Annotated in this window: 16 protein-coding genes; 6 read left to right on the forward strand and 10 right to left on the reverse strand. The window is 66.9% G+C overall.

The annotated features are described in order from the left end of the window. Positions 1-577: 577 nt before the first annotated feature. Together CX676_RS00690 and CX676_RS00695 are read right to left on the reverse strand one after the other, a co-directional pair. Positions 578-1,471: an NAD(P)/FAD-dependent oxidoreductase gene (locus tag CX676_RS00690; RefSeq protein WP_101750907.1), complete on the reverse strand. Its 894-nt coding sequence runs from the start codon at positions 1,469-1,471 to the stop codon at positions 578-580. A gap of 89 nt (positions 1,472-1,560) precedes the next feature. Then, positions 1,561-2,244, reverse strand: a complete 684-nt coding sequence (locus tag CX676_RS00695; protein WP_101750908.1) for a TetR/AcrR family transcriptional regulator — start codon at positions 2,242-2,244, stop codon at positions 1,561-1,563. 85 nt (positions 2,245-2,329) lie between these two features. Here CX676_RS00695 and CX676_RS00700 point away from each other — a divergent pair, with 85 nt between their 5' ends. After that, positions 2,330-2,779, forward strand: coding sequence for an efflux RND transporter periplasmic adaptor subunit (locus CX676_RS00700; RefSeq protein ID WP_101750909.1), 450 nt, complete (start codon positions 2,330-2,332; stop codon positions 2,777-2,779). A 403-nt stretch (positions 2,780-3,182) separates the two neighbouring features. Here the strand turns inward: CX676_RS00700 and CX676_RS00705 are convergent, their stop codons facing one another. The 5 genes from CX676_RS00705 to CX676_RS00725 are packed head-to-tail and all read right to left on the reverse strand — an operon-like array spanning position 3,183 to position 7,444. Next, positions 3,183-3,800, reverse strand: coding sequence for a DUF6134 family protein (locus CX676_RS00705; RefSeq protein WP_101750910.1), 618 nt, complete (start codon positions 3,798-3,800; stop codon positions 3,183-3,185). 17 nt (positions 3,801-3,817) lie between these two features. Then, a complete protein-coding gene (locus CX676_RS00710) occupies positions 3,818-4,681 on the reverse strand; it encodes a TauD/TfdA family dioxygenase (protein ID WP_101750911.1) in 864 nt (287 codons plus the stop codon). 14 nt (positions 4,682-4,695) lie between these two features. After that, positions 4,696-5,481 (reverse strand): SDR family NAD(P)-dependent oxidoreductase, encoded by a 786-nt coding sequence (locus CX676_RS00715; RefSeq protein WP_101750912.1) that lies wholly within the window; start codon positions 5,479-5,481, stop codon positions 4,696-4,698. Continuing rightward, on the reverse strand, positions 5,478-6,854 hold the full coding sequence (locus CX676_RS00720; RefSeq protein ID WP_232816543.1) for an AMP-binding protein: 1,377 nt from the start codon (positions 6,852-6,854) through the stop codon (positions 5,478-5,480). The genes CX676_RS00715 and CX676_RS00720 overlap by 4 nt, the downstream gene beginning before the upstream one ends. A 5-nt stretch (positions 6,855-6,859) precedes the next feature. Next, on the reverse strand, positions 6,860-7,444 hold the full coding sequence (locus CX676_RS00725; protein WP_101750914.1) for a thermostable hemolysin: 585 nt from the start codon (positions 7,442-7,444) through the stop codon (positions 6,860-6,862). A gap of 195 nt (positions 7,445-7,639) precedes the next feature. Between CX676_RS00725 and CX676_RS00730 the strand changes: the two genes are divergently transcribed. From CX676_RS00730 to CX676_RS22420, 3 genes are all read left to right on the forward strand, one after another. After that, positions 7,640-8,293 (forward strand): response regulator transcription factor, encoded by a 654-nt coding sequence (locus CX676_RS00730; protein WP_101750915.1) that lies wholly within the window; start codon positions 7,640-7,642, stop codon positions 8,291-8,293. Further along, positions 8,290-9,498: a sensor histidine kinase gene (locus tag CX676_RS00735; protein WP_101750916.1), complete on the forward strand. Its 1,209-nt coding sequence runs from the start codon at positions 8,290-8,292 to the stop codon at positions 9,496-9,498. The genes CX676_RS00730 and CX676_RS00735 overlap by 4 nt, the downstream gene beginning before the upstream one ends. 184 nt (positions 9,499-9,682) lie before the next feature. Further along, a complete protein-coding gene (locus CX676_RS22420) occupies positions 9,683-9,877 on the forward strand; it encodes a hypothetical protein (RefSeq protein ID WP_157935812.1) in 195 nt (64 codons plus the stop codon). A 27-nt stretch (positions 9,878-9,904) separates the two neighbouring features. Here CX676_RS22420 and CX676_RS00740 read toward each other — a convergent pair whose 3' ends face one another. The 3 genes from CX676_RS00740 to CX676_RS00750 all read right to left on the reverse strand — a co-directional run bounded on the left by CX676_RS00740 (position 9,905) and on the right by CX676_RS00750 (position 13,961). Continuing rightward, entirely contained in the window at positions 9,905-10,468 is a 564-nt protein-coding gene (locus CX676_RS00740; protein ID WP_101750917.1) for a mechanosensitive ion channel family protein, read from the reverse strand. 58 nt (positions 10,469-10,526) lie between these two features. After that, complete coding sequence (locus tag CX676_RS00745) at positions 10,527-11,447, reverse strand: dihydrodipicolinate synthase family protein (protein WP_101750918.1); 921 nt, start codon at positions 11,445-11,447, stop codon at positions 10,527-10,529. A 78-nt stretch (positions 11,448-11,525) separates the two neighbouring features. Then, positions 11,526-13,961 (reverse strand): penicillin acylase family protein, encoded by a 2,436-nt coding sequence (locus CX676_RS00750; protein WP_101750919.1) that lies wholly within the window; start codon positions 13,959-13,961, stop codon positions 11,526-11,528. Between the two features lie 140 nt (positions 13,962-14,101). Between CX676_RS00750 and CX676_RS00755 the strand changes: the two genes are divergently transcribed. Together CX676_RS00755 and CX676_RS00760 are read left to right on the forward strand one after the other, a co-directional pair. Beyond that, positions 14,102-14,968, forward strand: coding sequence for an NAD(P)-dependent oxidoreductase (locus CX676_RS00755; protein ID WP_101750920.1), 867 nt, complete (start codon positions 14,102-14,104; stop codon positions 14,966-14,968). Between the two features lie 247 nt (positions 14,969-15,215). Beyond that, complete coding sequence (locus CX676_RS00760; RefSeq protein ID WP_101750921.1) at positions 15,216-15,611, forward strand: DoxX family protein; 396 nt, start codon at positions 15,216-15,218, stop codon at positions 15,609-15,611. The last annotated feature ends 3 nt before the right edge of the window (positions 15,612-15,614 follow it).

Below are 15,614 nucleotides of genomic sequence, written 5' to 3' on the forward strand. Positions count from 1 at the left end.
CGCCTTTGATGCTGCCGAACTATGTGCGCCGATGAGATGCATTGGCGGCGATGCACACTATCGACACTGCGCCGACCACCTCGCCTATACCCCGATGCCGATGGTCATCCGGATAAGGCCAGACTCGATCGAAACAGGTGCAGAACCTGAAGTCATCACATAGCCAGCCAAGACGTGCAGCGCCAGCAATACCTCCCGTGGCACATGGCTTACAATGCCCGCGTGGCTAACGGGCGGTTACAACAAGGACGGCAAAGCGCCGGGGGAGTCCGCGCAAAGCCCGAAAAGCGGACCAACACGACCTCGCGACATTAGTTTTTTTGAGGAGGGATCTGCGTTTTTGTTGTTCGAATACATCATTGCCGCGCTGCTGCTGCCTGCATGACAGCTGCGCAGTAAGGTACGCCCAACGGCTGTTTGCCGTCCGCTCCGGGCAAGTGTCCGTCGCTGCCGGCGGAGTGGGGGTGTTTCCACGGATAGGACTGCACCCTGCCGCTGCTCATGGCCGCTCAGAACGGTCTTGTCGAAAGCATCGCTGCACTGATCTTGGGGGCACCGACGTCAATCAGCAGCGCTCTTAAGCCAGCATCGACTGCTGGGCAAAGATCCCCGCCATCGCGCCCTGCGCCGAGGCCGTGGTGACCGAGGGCATCATGGGGTTGGCAAGATCGCCGGCGGCATAGATGCCAGGCAGGCTGGTTTCGCGGCGCTCGTCGACCTTGAGGGCCATGCCGAGGGGCGTATCGACCATGGCGAGGCCCAGGGATTCATGCAGGCTTGCGGACGGCCTGTTGCGCGGATGCGCGAAGAGGATGTCGACCGCGACCGTTGGGCCGGTCTCGAGTTTGACGGCGGCACTGTGGCCCCGGTCATGGGTGACCTCGGTGATCCGGCCTTCGACGACGGGGATGTTGCGACCTGCCAGATCGGCCCGGATCGGGGGCGGAATGTCGTGACCGCTGGCGAACACTGTCAGCCTGTCGGTCCAGTCGAGGAACAGTCTGGCCTGGTTGAACGACTGCGGACCCGACCAGATCAGGCCCCAATGCTGGCCGGCGACTTCGAAGCCGTCGCAATAGGGGCAAGGGACGATGGCGGTGTCCCAGCATTCGGCAAAGCCTGGAACCTCGGGCAGCTGGTCGACGACGCCATAGCTGAGGATCAGGCGACGCGCGGCAAGGCTTTCGCCATCGCCTGTGAGGACCGAGAAATCGTCGATGGCGCCGGAGACGCTCTCGGCTCGGGCATTGACCAGCCTGATCGTGGGATAGCGCGAAAGCTGCCGCCGGGCCTCGGCCAGAATGTCCAGCGGCGGTTTGTGATCGTGGCCAAGCAGACCATGCGAATGGCCGGCGAAGCGGTTGCGCGGCAGGCCGGTATCCAGAACGGTGACCTTGCGGCGGGCGCGGCCCAGTTGCAGGGCGGCGGCGAGACCGGCAAAGCTGCCGCCGATGATGATGACGTCATCCATGGTGATGGGCTCCGGGTTAAAAGGGACGGGAAGGCGCAGACCAAAGCGGCCTGCGCTGGGTGTGGCGATGCTTGTGTCCGCTGCTCATGCTACTGCTTCTCTTGCGGCGACGAGGTTTCCGAAGGCTGGTTCTCAACCGGATCGCGGGTCTCGGCTGAAGTCGCCGTCGGCATTGGCGCCGCCCCTTTTGGACCAGCACCAGCGGACAAACTCAGCACGTTCTTGGTGGCCGCTTCCAGGAACCCTTTCGACAGCTCCTCGTCGTTGACGGCGCGCGACAGGACCATTGCGCCGACCATTGACGACAGCATCGCCATGGCCTTCTCGCCGGGCTCGGTGCCCTTGGCTTCACCAACCCAATGGCCCAGCAACGCGAGGTAGTTCTTGATCCCGGCTTCAAATGACGCCTTTACATCGGCGTTCTGCCTGGCGGCGTCCGAACCGAGCAAGGCGACCGGGCAGCCCTCCATCCGCTCTTCGCGATGTGCAGTGCTGAGATAGAGGCCGACTGCCGCACCAAGGGGATCGTCGGGATTTGCCGCGCCAGCGCCCGAAAAGCGTTCAAAGGCATTGGCCATCGCCCGCCGCGACGCCTGCGCGGCCAAGTCGTTCTTCGAGGCAAACTGCTTGTAGAACCCGCCCTGGGTCAGCCCGGCCCCCTTCATCAGATCCTTGAGGCCAATGCCGTCAAAGCCATGCTCGCGAAACAGGCGGCTTGCCACATTGATGACGGTCTGGCGGTTTTCCTCGGCCTGAACGCGACTGACGCGCATCCTCGATCTCCTAATTTAGATTGCGTTCGTAATCCATATATCATATAGATGGTGAATGCAATCTAATTCAGCCAAGGGGGCGGCCATGAAGAAGAGATCGATTCTCGTGCTTGGGGGCGTTTTGGTCGCGGTATCGGGGGTGGCTGCCTTGGCCACATTTGCCATTCCCACGCGGGACGCCCCGGCGATGAACGACCCGAGGCTGGAGGCGCCGCTGGTCAGGCTGATGACGGTCGCGCCGGTATCCGGCTCCACGCGCAGCTTCACCGGCATCATCGGCGCAAGGGTCGAGAGCAATCTGGGCTTTCGCGTTCCCGGCAAGATCGTGGAACGGCTCGTCGATATCGGCCAGCAGGTCAGGGCCGGTCAGCCGCTGATGCGGATCGACGATACCGATCTTCGTCTGGCGCTTACGGCGAAGCGCAATGCCGTCGCCGCCGCGCAGGCGATTGTAGTTCAGACGGCGGCGGATGAACGGCGCTATGCCAGCTTGCGCGACGACGGATGTCCGCGGGCTCCAGCCTGTACACTGTGATTGTCGGCCGATGACCCAACAAAGTCGTAGCCCTGCACTGGGTCCTGAGCAGCGCACCGAACTGAGACGCACCCATGTTGCCCGGTCTCTGTCGACCTGGAGGTATGGCTGGCCGCTCAACTCGCCAAAAGTTCGGGCAAAGCCCCGCTTGCAAGCACTATTCGGTGCGCCCTGACCCGGATGGACCGCCTGCGCCGCGATCTCGATCACGATATCCTGGAGTTGGAGACAGTGTTTCCGAACGCGGCAAGTGCGCGATCGCACCCAGTCGCTGGTACCAACTCTTCGTCGACACCGAGGCGGACGGCAAAGGCGCCGCCATCGACGACAAGCTCATGACCAGCTTCGAGGCAGCCATCGCAATCCTCGCCAGCATTCTATGTTGGACCCGATTGACGCCCCCCTACCGCAGGGCGTAGTCGATCACCGATCCGTCCTCGGCGGCGAAGCGGACATGGACCAGCTTGCCACCCGCATACCACAGGTCCCGGTTCAACCCGCCGGAGACGGCGTAATGGGTGGCCTGCACCGGGCCGGCGCCGGTCTGGACGCTTTCGGTGCCGAGATTGCGGACCTGGATGGCGTCGGTGCTGCCGTCGATGGTGTTCAGGACCTGCCTTGCGCCCACCAGATCGGCGGCCCAGAGGCTGGCCGGGATCAGCGAGGTTGCGCCCACGGAAATGTCATGCGGCGTGCCGTTGTCATCGGTCCTGGAACTCAGCGCGGCCAGTTTGCCGCCCTTCCAGGTCTCGGTGCTCTGCTGGTTGAACGTATAGACGCTGACGCCGACCACCGGCACCTTGACCTTCACCTCGGTGCGCAGATCGACGGTCAGGTTGGCGCTGTTGCCACGAAAGGTCAGGACATAGTCGCCGATATCCTTGCCCTTGCGGATCACGTCGAAGCTGAGCCGACCCGAGGCCGGGATACTGTCAGCAGGCGAGGCACTGGCGGCCAGCGAGGTCGCCGCAAGGCCAATCGTGACGGCGGCAAGAAGAGCTGCGGTTTGGATGCGTTTCATGATGGGATTTCCTTTCGTCAGATCAGGCCCATGCCGATGAACAGGTTGCGATTTGCGTCGGCGATGGCGCGGCGGCCATGCATGATGCGGGTATTGTCGAGGATGGCGATGTCGCCATCCTGCCAGTTGATCTCGTGGGTGACGCTTTCGGCGATGGCGCGGATCTCCTCGACCTCGTCCGGGGTCACCTCCGAGCCATCGGCCAGGTGATAGCGCGGCGGCTCGTAATTATGTGACGGCCCCAACACGGCATTGGCAAAGCCGAGCGACTGTTCACCGAAGACCGAGGGGCGCACCGGGTCCAGCGTCAGCCGATAGGTCAGCGAGCCATCCGGATGCAGGTCGAAGCCCTGTCCCGGCACGGCCTGCTGGAAGTCCAGCACATGCTGCATCGTCACCTCTTCGGGACGCGAGATGGCGGGGTGCTCATTGGCCAGGTAACGCTTCCACAGCAGTTCCGGCAGCGTGCGCTCGACCGTCATCTTCTGCGACCAGCGAGCCTTGCGCGCCGGATCGAAGCGGTCCCAGACCTGCACGCCGTCGCAGATCGTGGTCTGAGAGCCCTCGAAGGCCGCGCGCTCGGCATAGAAGGCGACGATATCGGGGCAGCGCGGGGTATTGCCGTTCTCGATATGCAGCCCGATCGGGCCAAGCCCGGCATCGACCATCTGGGTTTTCTCGGTGCTGTGGGCGCGCGCGGGGTCAAATGTCACGCGACGGCACAGCCGGTCCACGAGGCCCGAGAACTCGGTCATGCCGGGCTGGAAGCCGCGCAGCAGCGTCCAGCCGTCGCGGGCCAGATCGTCGCGGATGCGGATCTGCAGGGCCTCGTCGGACAGGCCGCCGGCGAAGTCGCGTTGGCGCAGGATGTTATAGTCCATGGGGTCTCCGTTGGTCAGGATCTCGTGTCTTTGGCGGCGGCAATGACCGCGGGGTCGCGGGCCAGCCGGATCAGGCTCTTGTCGATCAGGCCCGGCCAGCGCCGTTGCACAGCCACGAACAGCCGTTCGCGGGTGGGCGGAAACTGTTCGCGCTTGCGGTCGGTGATGGCGCGCCAGGCGTGGCGGGCGACGGCCTCGGGCGTGTCCAGCGCCATGGCCATGGGGCCGATCAGCTTGTGGAAATTCTGCGCCGCCTCGGTGCGGGCGGCGCGGGGGGCGATATAGGTGACGGCCACGGATTGCGGGGCCAGTTCGCGGCGCAGCGCCTCGGAAAAGCCACGCAGGGCGAATTTGGTGGTCGAATAGAGGGTGAAGAACGGAAAGCCGATATCACCGAAGACCGAGCCCATATTGACCACCTGCCCCTTGCGGCGGATCAGCGCTGGCAACAGCGCCCGGGTCAACGCGAGGGGCGCGGCGACGTTCAGCGCCAAAGCGGCGGCAATCTGGTCGTCGGTGATCTCGCCTGCGGGGCCGGCCACGACCATCCCGGCATTGTTGACCAGGATATCGAGCCCGGTTCCGGTGACCGTGTCGGTGATCCGGGCGCGGCCCTCGGGCGTGGTCAGGTCGGCGGCAATGATCCGGTGCGGCTGGCGCAACCGGGTCGCCGTGGCTTGCAACGCCTCGAACCGTCGCCCGACAAGGATCGTGCTGTGGCCCAGGTGGTCGGCCTCGATGGCCAAGGCAGCGCCGATGCCCGAGCCCGCGCCGGTGATGAGGACGGTCTTGCCGCTCATGCGAGGGCCTCCATCGCGCCGGCATAGGGCAGGGCGACGCGCCTGCTGGCCGGATCGGTGGCAAGCGCTGCGGCGACCTTGCGATCCGCCGTGCCCGAGGGACGGATCAGGCCGGGTATGCGCGGGTCGGCAAGGATCAGGTGATGCGGTCGGGCATAATGCGGCAGGGACGACAGCCGTAAGGTCAGCGCCGTCATGTCGGGCGCGGCCATGGCGGCGGCGACCAGCACAAGCTGGTCGGCAGGCAGCAGGACCAGCGCGGCGGCGGGGATGGCGGGATCGGCCAGCGCCTCGGCCTCGACCCATTCGGGGGCGATGTTGCGGCCCGACTGGCGCAGGATCATCGCATCGCGCCGGCCGAGCACCGTCAGCCGGCCATTCTGCAGCCGTCCCAGATCGCCCGTATGCCGCGGCCCGGCCTGCGGCGGCTGATGCAGATAGCCCTGCATGACGGTCGCGCCATCGACGACGATCTCGCCATCCTCGATCCTTAGCGTCACCCCGTCCAGCACCTGCATGGCCGAGCCTTCGCGCGCATCCGACGGGGTCAGCGCCGCGACCGAGCAGGCTTCGGACAGGCCATAGCCCTCGGCCACCGGCAGGCCCAGATCGCGCGCCTCGGCCAGAAGCGCGGGCGCGACCGGCGCGCCACCCACGGCGACATAGCGCAGGCTGTCGGGGGCTTCTGCGCCGCGCTTCAGTTCGGCGACCCACAGCGTCAACTGGCGCGGGGCCAGCAGGGTGACGGTTGGCCGGGCGTCAAACGCGATGCGGGCCAGCGCCCGGCCATCGCCAGTAAAGAGGCTTGCCCCGGCCTCGCGGCTGATGACCGAGGGCGCGTCGGCGAGGATGGGCATGAACAGCCCGCAGATCTGTTCCAGCAGTTGCGCTTGCGGCAGCACCGAAAGATAGCGATCGCCGGGGCCGGGCCGCAAGGCCGCCGTCAGACCGGCAAGCGAGGCGGCGATCTGCCGGTCGCCCAGCACCACCCCCTTGGGCCGCCCGGTCGTGCCCGAGGTATAGATCACCCGCTCGGCCCCGCCGGCATAGTCGAGCGAAGCGGGCCGGTCCGCGTGCGGAAGGTCGCTAACCAGTTCCGCCCCGGCATCCTGCATCAGATGGGCGATCTGGGCGGGCGAGAAGAAGCCGGGCACCGGCACCACCCGACGCCCCGCCAGCGTGGCACCCAGATCGGCGATGGCATAGTCGATCCCCGTCAGCCGCAGGCCGACCGTCTGCGGCCCCGCCGCAAAGCCCGCCGCCACCAAGGCGACGGCCTCGGCCAATTCGGCCCAGGTGATCCGGCGGCTGTCATCGATGATGGCGACCGCCTCGGGCTGCGTTCCGGCATGAGCCCGCAATGCGTCGAACACCGCCCTCATGCCAGTTGCACCCCGGTCGGCACCGCAGCGGGCCGAGGCATGAAACGCAACCGCTCTGCCCCCTCGTGGACGGCGCAGACCCAGGGTTCGCTGTCGTAATAGCGGCCCCAGCTTGCCGCGCCGGCCAAGCGTTCGGGCCGGGCCGGACACAGCTGCATCAATGGCACCCCGGCATGGCGCAACAGCCGCATCAGCGAGCCCGTCGCCGTGAACAGCCCCCAGCTTCGGCCCTGACGGCGACCTTCGGCGGTGATCGCCTCGATCAGCGGCAAGGTCGCCATCGGGCGGGGGCAGGCCATCGAGACGATCTCCAGGATGGTCTCGGGCAGGACCTGCAACCCGCTGCGCTCGGACAGCAGCGCGGCAATGGGCTGGTCCAGATAGACCTGCGAAAAGAAGCCCTGCGCCGCATCTCGCATCCCGGCCGCACCGAGGATTGCCCCCGAGCGGGACATGGCCACGGCCAGCCGCACCGCCGACAGGGTGATGGCCGCACCATGGGCGCGCGCGAAATGGGTTTCGATCAGCGACGCCGCCGCCTGCCAGCCGGCATCGCGCCACGTCAGAAATTCAACCTGCATTTTTTTGACTGCTCCTCGGCCTTCTTTCCTCCGTGTGACCAGCCGAAGCTTGCTGCAGGCTTACAGCCGCGCGGGGCGCACGTTCACGAAAGCGCGACCGGGCGGCCGCGACGGAAGCCGATTGAAATTCGCCCGCCGCAGCGCGATGACTGGCGGCGAATGACCGCCGGACACGGAGCCGGCAGGGGGACGCGGATGCGGATTTTGCTGATCGAGGACGAGGCTGACATCGCCCATGCCGTGCTGCGCTTCCTGCAGGACGAGGGCCACGCGGTCGATCATGCTGGCGATTTCGCGGCGGCCGAGGCGGCGCTGTCGGTGGCGGGATTCGATGCGATCCTGCTGGATCTGGCACTGCCCGACGGTTCCGGGCTGGACCTGCTGCGCAGCCTGCGCCGGCAGGGCAACCGGGTGCCGATCATCATCGCCACCGCCCGTGACCAGATTTCCGATCGCATCGCCGGTCTGGATGCCGGGGCCGATGACTATGTGGTCAAACCCTATGATCTGGGCGAGGTCGAGGCGCGGCTGCGCGCCCATGCCCGCCGCGCGACCGGCGACCCGGCGACCGAGGCGACGCTTGGTGGGCTGCGGATCGACCGCTCGGGCGCGCGGCTGTTTCGCGGCCCGGAGGAGATCCGCCTGACCTCGCGCGAATGGGCGGTTTTCGATGCGCTGCTGTCGGCGCGCGGGCGGGTTCTGTCCAAGGCGGTGCTGGAAGAACGGCTTTACGCCTTCGAGGACGAGATCGCCGGCAATGCGGTCGAGGTCTATGTCTCGCGGCTGCGCGCCAAGCTGGGGGCCGACCTGATCGAAACCCGGCGCGGCCTTGGATATCTGATCCCATGAGCGCCGGCTGGTCCCTGACCGGGCGGCTTCTGCGCCGGGTGGTGCTGGGGGTCAGCATCGGCTGGCTGGTCGGGCTGGGCCTGTCGATGTGGGTGATCGCGCATGAAATGGGCGAGCTTCTGGATGACACGCTGGCGGAGTCGGCGCAGCTGTCGCTTGTGCTCTATCAGGCATCAGGGACGCTGGCGCTGCCCGAACAGGCGGGGGAATCGGCCATCCGCATCATCGACAAGGGGCGCGAGGTGGTCAGCGCGGACTGGCCGCCGCAGATCACGGATGGCGGGCAGGATGTGGGCGACTGGCGGGTGTTCCGCCTGTTGGACCGGGGCAGCGGCATCGTGGTCGAGACCGGCCAAAGCAATGAATGGCGCCGCGACGAGTTGCTGGAAAGCCTGCTGTCGATGCTACTGCTGATGCTGCCGGTGCTGCTGATCACGGTGCTGGCCGTCAGCCGGCTGGCGGCGCTGGCCCTGCGCCCGGCAACGGGCTTTGCCCGGCGGTTGCAATCGCGCAAGGCCACCGATCTCTCGCCCGTCCCCGAGGCCAGCCTGCCGCGCGAACTGGCGCCGATCCCGCTGGCGCTCAACGGCTATCTCGCGCGGCTGCGCGATCAGATCGAGGCTGAACGCCTGTTTGCCACCAATGCCGCGCACGAGCTGCGCAACCCGATCGCTGCCGCCTCGGCACAAGCGCAGCTGATCGCCCGCGGCGTCGCCGACCCCGGTGCCGCGCAACGCATGACGGTGGCGCTGGACCGTCTGGCCCTGCTGGTCGAACGGCTGCTGCAACTGTCCCGCGCCGAGGCCGGCATTCACGGCGAGGCCAGCTGCGATCTGGTCCAGGTCACCCGCATGGTCATCGCCCAGATCTGCCCCGAGGCCATTTTTGACGACGGCGACCAGGAACAGGTGACCGTCCCGGTACATCCCGATGCGGTGGCACTGATCCTCGCCAATCTGCTGCGCAACGCCAGCGATCACGGCACCGGCGATATCCGCGTCCGGCTGCTGCCGGGCCCGGTGCTGGCGATCTCGAACCGGATCGCGCCGGAGGCCGAGTTCCGCCATGGCACCTTCGAGAAATCCCCAGCCTCGCGCGGCGCCGGGCTGGGGCTGAGCATCGTCGCCAAGATCGCCGAGAAGGAGGCCATCGGCCTCAGCTTCGGGAGCGCTGATGGCCGGGCAGAGGTCAGGCTGAAATTTTGAGTGGCTGTTTGAGGGCGCGGGTAGCAGGGATGTACACAAGCCTCGTGGATGCAATCACCCAAAGATTGATTTGGGAAAGCATCAGATCGTAGCTTTTCACCCTGACCGGTTGGATTTGGCGGGCAAAATGCATTGCTTGCCCGCGGAATTCGCAAAGAATCCGTTTGGCTGCGGGCGGACCTCAATGGCTGACTTTACTGTCTACCCTCCGCTTAAACCGCATTTTCAACGTCAAAACCGCTGGAAAAGCGGAATTCATCCCGATTTTGCGACCCCCACCTACCATCCAAACGCGCGTGGTATGCATGAGCGGAAGATGGATCACCGTGAAAAGGGGATCGCCTATCTGAAGGACTGGCTTTCGGCCAGGAACCGGTGAGGGTAAGGTGCGCTTCGGCGCCCTCCATCACCCGCTCGCCTTGGCCCCAGACTCCAGCTTGATCATGGTATTCTGCGCCATGGTCCCGTTCGCCACGATGATCTTGCGGCCGTCGTCGGTGCGCAGGACGGTGAACCCCAGCGACATGTCCTCGACCACGCCCGTCTCGCATTCATTCGGCGTCGGCGCGGCGATCTGCAGCCGGTCGCCGCGGCGGAAGGGTTGGTAGAGGACGAGGCTGATCCCGGCCACAAGGTTCCCCAGCGTGGTCTGGGCGGCGAAGCCCACCACCACCGACATCAGGCTGACGCCTGCCAGCAGCGCGGTGCCGAGGCGGTTCAGAACCGGCACGAGATGGGCGTAGACCGTCAGCAAGATCAACCAGATGGCAAGGATCGACAGCTGGCTGAGAAAGGACAGCGCGATCTCGTTGATCTTTTCCGCCCGGTCATGGCTCAGCGCGGTACGCAACAGCCGCCGCACCGACCAGGAGAGGATCAGCCCAAGACCGAACAGGAACGCCGCCAGAACCAGAGCGCCCAGGGGCGTCGAGGTGTCTATATACCTGAGCAGGTCCTTGGTCGTCGTCATCTGCCGCCTCGCTCCGCCTTTGCCGCCGGATTGGCACGGCGCGGCGCAAGGCGCAAGATCAGCGCCCCCAGCGCAGGCTGATCGGGTCGAGCGGTCGCAACAGGCCCAGAAGCTCCGCCCGCGTTTCCGGCGACAAAGGTGCAATCGGATGGCGGCAGAAATCCGAGGCGATCACGCCGCCCTCCAGCATCGCCGCCTTGGCCGAGCGGAAGCCGCATTGCCGGTTCTCGTGGTTGATCGCCGGCAGGATGCGGGTGTATTGCGCCACAGCAAGGTCCCGGTCGCCGCCGCGATGGGTGGTGACAACCTCTTGGATCAGTTCCGAAATCATCGCCGAGCACATGGTGCCGGTGGCGCCCGCGTCCAGATCGGCGAGCATGGTGATGCCTTCCTCGCCATCAAGCGGGCTGACGATGGCCTCGCCGCCCTGCGCGATCAGCGCGCGCAGCTTGGTGGCGGTGCCGACGCTCTCGATCTTGAAATGCTGCACCATCGGGATCTCGCGCGCCATCCTGACCAGCAGCGGCACCGGCAGATCGACCCCCGACAGCGGCGCATCCTGGATCATGATCGGGATGCCGACCTCGCTGACCCGGGCAAATTGTTCATAGGTCTGTTCGGCCGAACCCTTCAACAGCGCGCCGTGATAGGGCGGCATCATCATCACCGCGACCGCGCCCAGCTGCTTCGCCAGCCGCGCCCGCTCGACCACGATGGGCGTCGCGTAATGCGAGATGGTGACGATCACCGGCAGCCGACCGGCCAGATGCTCGAGGCAAAGCCGGGTCAGGGTTTCGCGCTCGGCATCCGAGATCAGGAATTGTTCGCTGAAGTTGGCGAGGATGCAGACCCCGTCGACGCCCTGGTCGACGATACAGTCGAGCACCCGGCGCATCCCCGGCAGATCGAGGCTGCCATCGGGATGAAAGGGCGTGGGCGCAACCGGCCAGGCGCCGGTCAGGGTTGCGGAATTGGCCATGGCTGTCCCTCCTCGATATCCGTCTTTGACCCGGAGTTACCGGGGTAGGGACCGCCTGTCAATCTTGGTATACCAAAGCTACTCGGTCGGCGGTGTGAGGCGGGTGATGCCGGTCGCGGCGGCGCGCGCCAGTTCAGGGTCCAGCGACATGCCAATATATTCGCCCCGCCGCCACAGCTCGGCCAAATCGTCGTAATGGCGCGACAGCGGATGCCCCGATTGCCCGGTCGAGATGATGAAAACCGAGCTGTCTGGATCGGCCAGGTCATAGACCCCGCGATAGCCCGCGCCGGTCACGTTGCGGAACGGATTGGCGCCGCTGCCCAGAAGCCCGCCCTGCGCCAGTGTGAAACCGTCGCCCGAGGTCGATTGCGACAGGTTCACCACCCAGCTGAGGCCGGGCAGGTGGCCGAGCGAGGGGTGGAACTGCGTGGCGACATGGACATCGCCCCAGCGCCAGGTGGTCACGTCGGGGCCATAGCGGTCGGTCAGATCGAGGATCGCCGCGTCCAGCGATTGCCGGGCGATGGTGGCGCAATCCTCGACCGGCGCGCTTTGCGCCACGTCGCACCAGGCGGCGGCGCCGTTGCGGTTGCGGAACACCGCCTCGATGAAGGACGGGTAGAGCGCGGTGATATCCTCGGACAGCGGACCCAGCTCGTCGCGGATCAGCCGGTCCTGCAGGGCCAGCATCCAGGCGGAATAGATGGCGGGTTCGGGCAGATGTTCGTTCATCTCGCCATCCCATTCGGCCAGCAGGTTCAGCGCATCCTGACGCTGGCGCTCGGGCGTGCCAGTGGCGGCGGGCTCGCCGGTGAACCACAGATCGGCGCCGACCAGCGGCAGCAGCGACCGGGCGGCCGGGCTGACCACGTCCAGCTGGATGGCGATGAAGCTGTCGCGCGACTGCACCTCGCGGTCCTCGGCAAGGCGGGTCAGGCGGGCGAGGCGCGGCCCGACGGCACCCTCGCCGGTCGCCAGCACGATGCCATCGGCGCCGGCCTGACCGGGCAGGGCGCTGCCCAGAATCTCGGCGGCGGGGGCAAGACCCTGCCAGCTTGATGCCGGTTCCCAGCCCGGTGCGGGCATCCGGCCGCCGGTCGGATGGGCGGTATCGCGGCGCGGGGCGCGACCCGCCAGCTGCTGACCCACGCCGTCGCGGTCGGCCATCGTCACCTGCAGCGCGGGCGTCGTCACCTGTGCCAGCGCCGTGGCGGCGGTGCTGCGGTCAGGCGCGCGCATCAGCCCGATTAGCCCGCTCATGGTGGCGTCGTCATCGCTGGCGCCGGTCCAGGCCAGCGCGGCGACATGGCCGCGCGGCGTCACATCGGCCAGATCGAAATCGACCCCGGGCAGCACCGCGCCATTGGCGGTCCAGCGCAGGGTGATCGGCTGGTCCTCGCCGTCGCGGATGCGGATGACCTCGCGGCGCGAGGTGAAATCGGTCCAGCCATCGACGCCGCGATGGCGGGTGATGTCGCCGGGCTGCAATTCCTCGATGAAGAGGTCCGCATCATCGATGCCCGCCGGCGTGACGCCCCAGGCAAGCCCGGTATTCCGCCCCGACAGCACTGCCGGGATACCCGGAATTGTGCCGCCGATGACGCCGCCCTGCTGCAGTTCCAGCCGGGCGAGGTACCACAGGCTAGGTGCGGTCAGCGGGCCTTCGGGGCTGTTGGCGAGGATCGAACCCTGAGCGGCAGTGCGATCGGGCGCGGCGGCAAAGGCGGTGGCGCTGAGGCCGAGGCCGGGGTCCAGGTAACCCGCCAGCGCCTCGTCCCAGCTGGGCGCGTCGGCGTCCGGCGCCGGCGGCATCAGCCGCGCGCCGGGAAAGAGGCTGGCGTAATCGGGCAGGGGCGCATCGCCCGGCAGCGCCGCCAGTTGCGGGCCGATGTCAGAACGCGCGATCGAGAGCCGGGCGTTCAGCACCTCGGTGCGGATGGCGCTGGAACTGGTGGCGGCCACCAGCTTCAGCACCGCCAGAGAATCGGCGGGCTTCCAGGCGGCAATCTCGTCGGGAAACAGGAAGAATTCGGGGGCGCCCCGGCCCGCTGCATCGCGGTTGATCTGGGCGATCCACTCGTTCACCCCGGCGGAATAGGCTTCCAGCGCGGCCTTGGTATAGTCGTCCTGCGCCGCCAGCGACTCGCGCGCGTGGCGGTAAAGGCCGAGCCGCCGGGCCAGATCGTCGCCGCGAAAGGCGCTGGCGCCGTAGATCTCGGCCAGCCGGCCCTGAGCGGCGCGGCGCAGCACGGTCATCTGGAACAGCCGGTCCTGCGCATGGGCGACGCCAAGGGCAAAGAACACGTCGGCATCGCTGGCGCCGAAGATATGCGGCACGTTCTCGGTCGAGCGCACGATCTCGACCGGCCCCGACAGGCCGGCCATCTGGTAGTTGGCATTGTAGTCGGGCAGCGAGCGTGTGGCGAAATACCAGACCAGCACGGTGGCGATCACCATGACAAGGATCAGCCCGACGGTCAGGCGCAGCAGCCAGCGGAAAAGGGTCAGCATCGGGTGTTGCGCGGTCCTTGGGCCTTGGGTCAGCGGCGGGTCAGCGGCGCTTGACCTGCACGCGCCGGGATGGTGGTGTGCTGTCTAGGACAGCGGCCGCCGCAATTCAACGCAGGCCGCGCAGGGATCGAGGGGACAGTATGGCGAAAGTGACTTTTCTGGGACTGGGCGTGATGGGCTATCCGATGGCCGGGCATCTCAAGGCGGCGGGCCATGACGTGACCGTCTATAACCGCACCACCGCCAAGGCCAAGAAATGGGCTGAGCAGCACGGCGGCAACTGGGCCGCCACCCCGCGCGAAGCCGCCGAGGGTGCCGATTTCGTCATGGCCTGCGTCGGCAATGACGATGACCTGCGCTCGGTCTGCCTTGGTCCCGACGGTGCCCTTGCCGGGATGACCAAAGGCGCGATCTTCGTCGATCACACCACGGTCTCCGCCGCCGTCACCCGCGAGCTGGCCGAGGCCGCCCAAGCTGCCGGTCTCGGCTATGTCGATGCTCCGGTCTCGGGCGGGCAGGCGGGGGCCGAGAACGGCCAACTGTCGGTGATGTGCGGCGGTGATGCCGCCGAATATGACCGGGCCGATCCGGTGATCGACGCCTATGCCAAGATCTGCCGCCGCATGGGTGGCACGGGCGCCGGGCAGATGGCCAAGATGTGCAACCAGATCGCCATTGCCGGGCTGGTGCAGGGCCTGTCGGAATCGCTGGCCTTCGCGCAGAAGGCCGGGCTTGACCCCGAGAAGCTGGTCGAGGTGATCAGCCAGGGCGCGGCCGGAAGCTGGCAGATGGTGAACCGCCACAAGACCATGGCGGCGGGCGAGTTCAACCACGGCTTTGCCGTCGACTGGATGCGCAAGGACCTGGGCATCTGCCTTGACGCCGCAGACGAGTTGCAGGTGCCGCTGCCGGTCACCGCGCTGATCGACCAGTTCTACAAGGAGGTGCAGATCATGGGCGGCGGCCGTTGGGACACCTCGTCGCTGATCGCGCGGCTGACCCGCTGACGGGCCTGCACCGGGGCGGGCAACGCCTCCGTGCCGCTCGCGCAACTGTCATGTCGGGGTAAATCGCTCGGGCTTGACTTTGCGCGGTGGCGACAGAAGAACGGCGCGGCCAGCAAGTGCGCGTGGGGAAACGGTTATTCGGGTTCCAGCCACCGGCTCGCGCGCGGCGGGATCGCCCGCCAGATGCCTTTGACCGGTCCGCCCCGAGGGGCGAGACCCCCTGTCACCCCCCGAAAGGATATTGCCCATGAACTTCCTCGCCCCCATCGAGCCGCAGCTGCGCTCGGTCCTGCGCATCATGTCGGGCCTGCTGCTTCTGCAACACGGCACCACCAAGGTGCTGGGCTTCCCCGTGAGCCAGATGAACGGCATCTCGCTTTCCTCGCTGCCGGGCATCGCCGGGATCATCGAACTGGTCTTCGGTGTGCTCTTGGTGATCGGCCTCTTCTCGCGCTTCTCGGCCTTCATCGCCAGCGGCCTGACCGCCGCCGCCTATTTCATCGCCCATTCGCCGCAGGGCTTCTTCCCGTTGCTGAACGGCGGCGAACTGGCGGCGCTTTACAGCTTTGTCTTCCTCTACCTCGCCGCTGCCGGCCCCGGCCCCTGGTCGGTCGATGCCGCGCGTGGCAAGAACGCGCTCTGATCC

The organism is Paracoccus zhejiangensis, assembly GCF_002847445.1.
In the GTDB taxonomy this organism is placed as follows: domain Bacteria; phylum Pseudomonadota; class Alphaproteobacteria; order Rhodobacterales; family Rhodobacteraceae; genus Paracoccus; species Paracoccus zhejiangensis.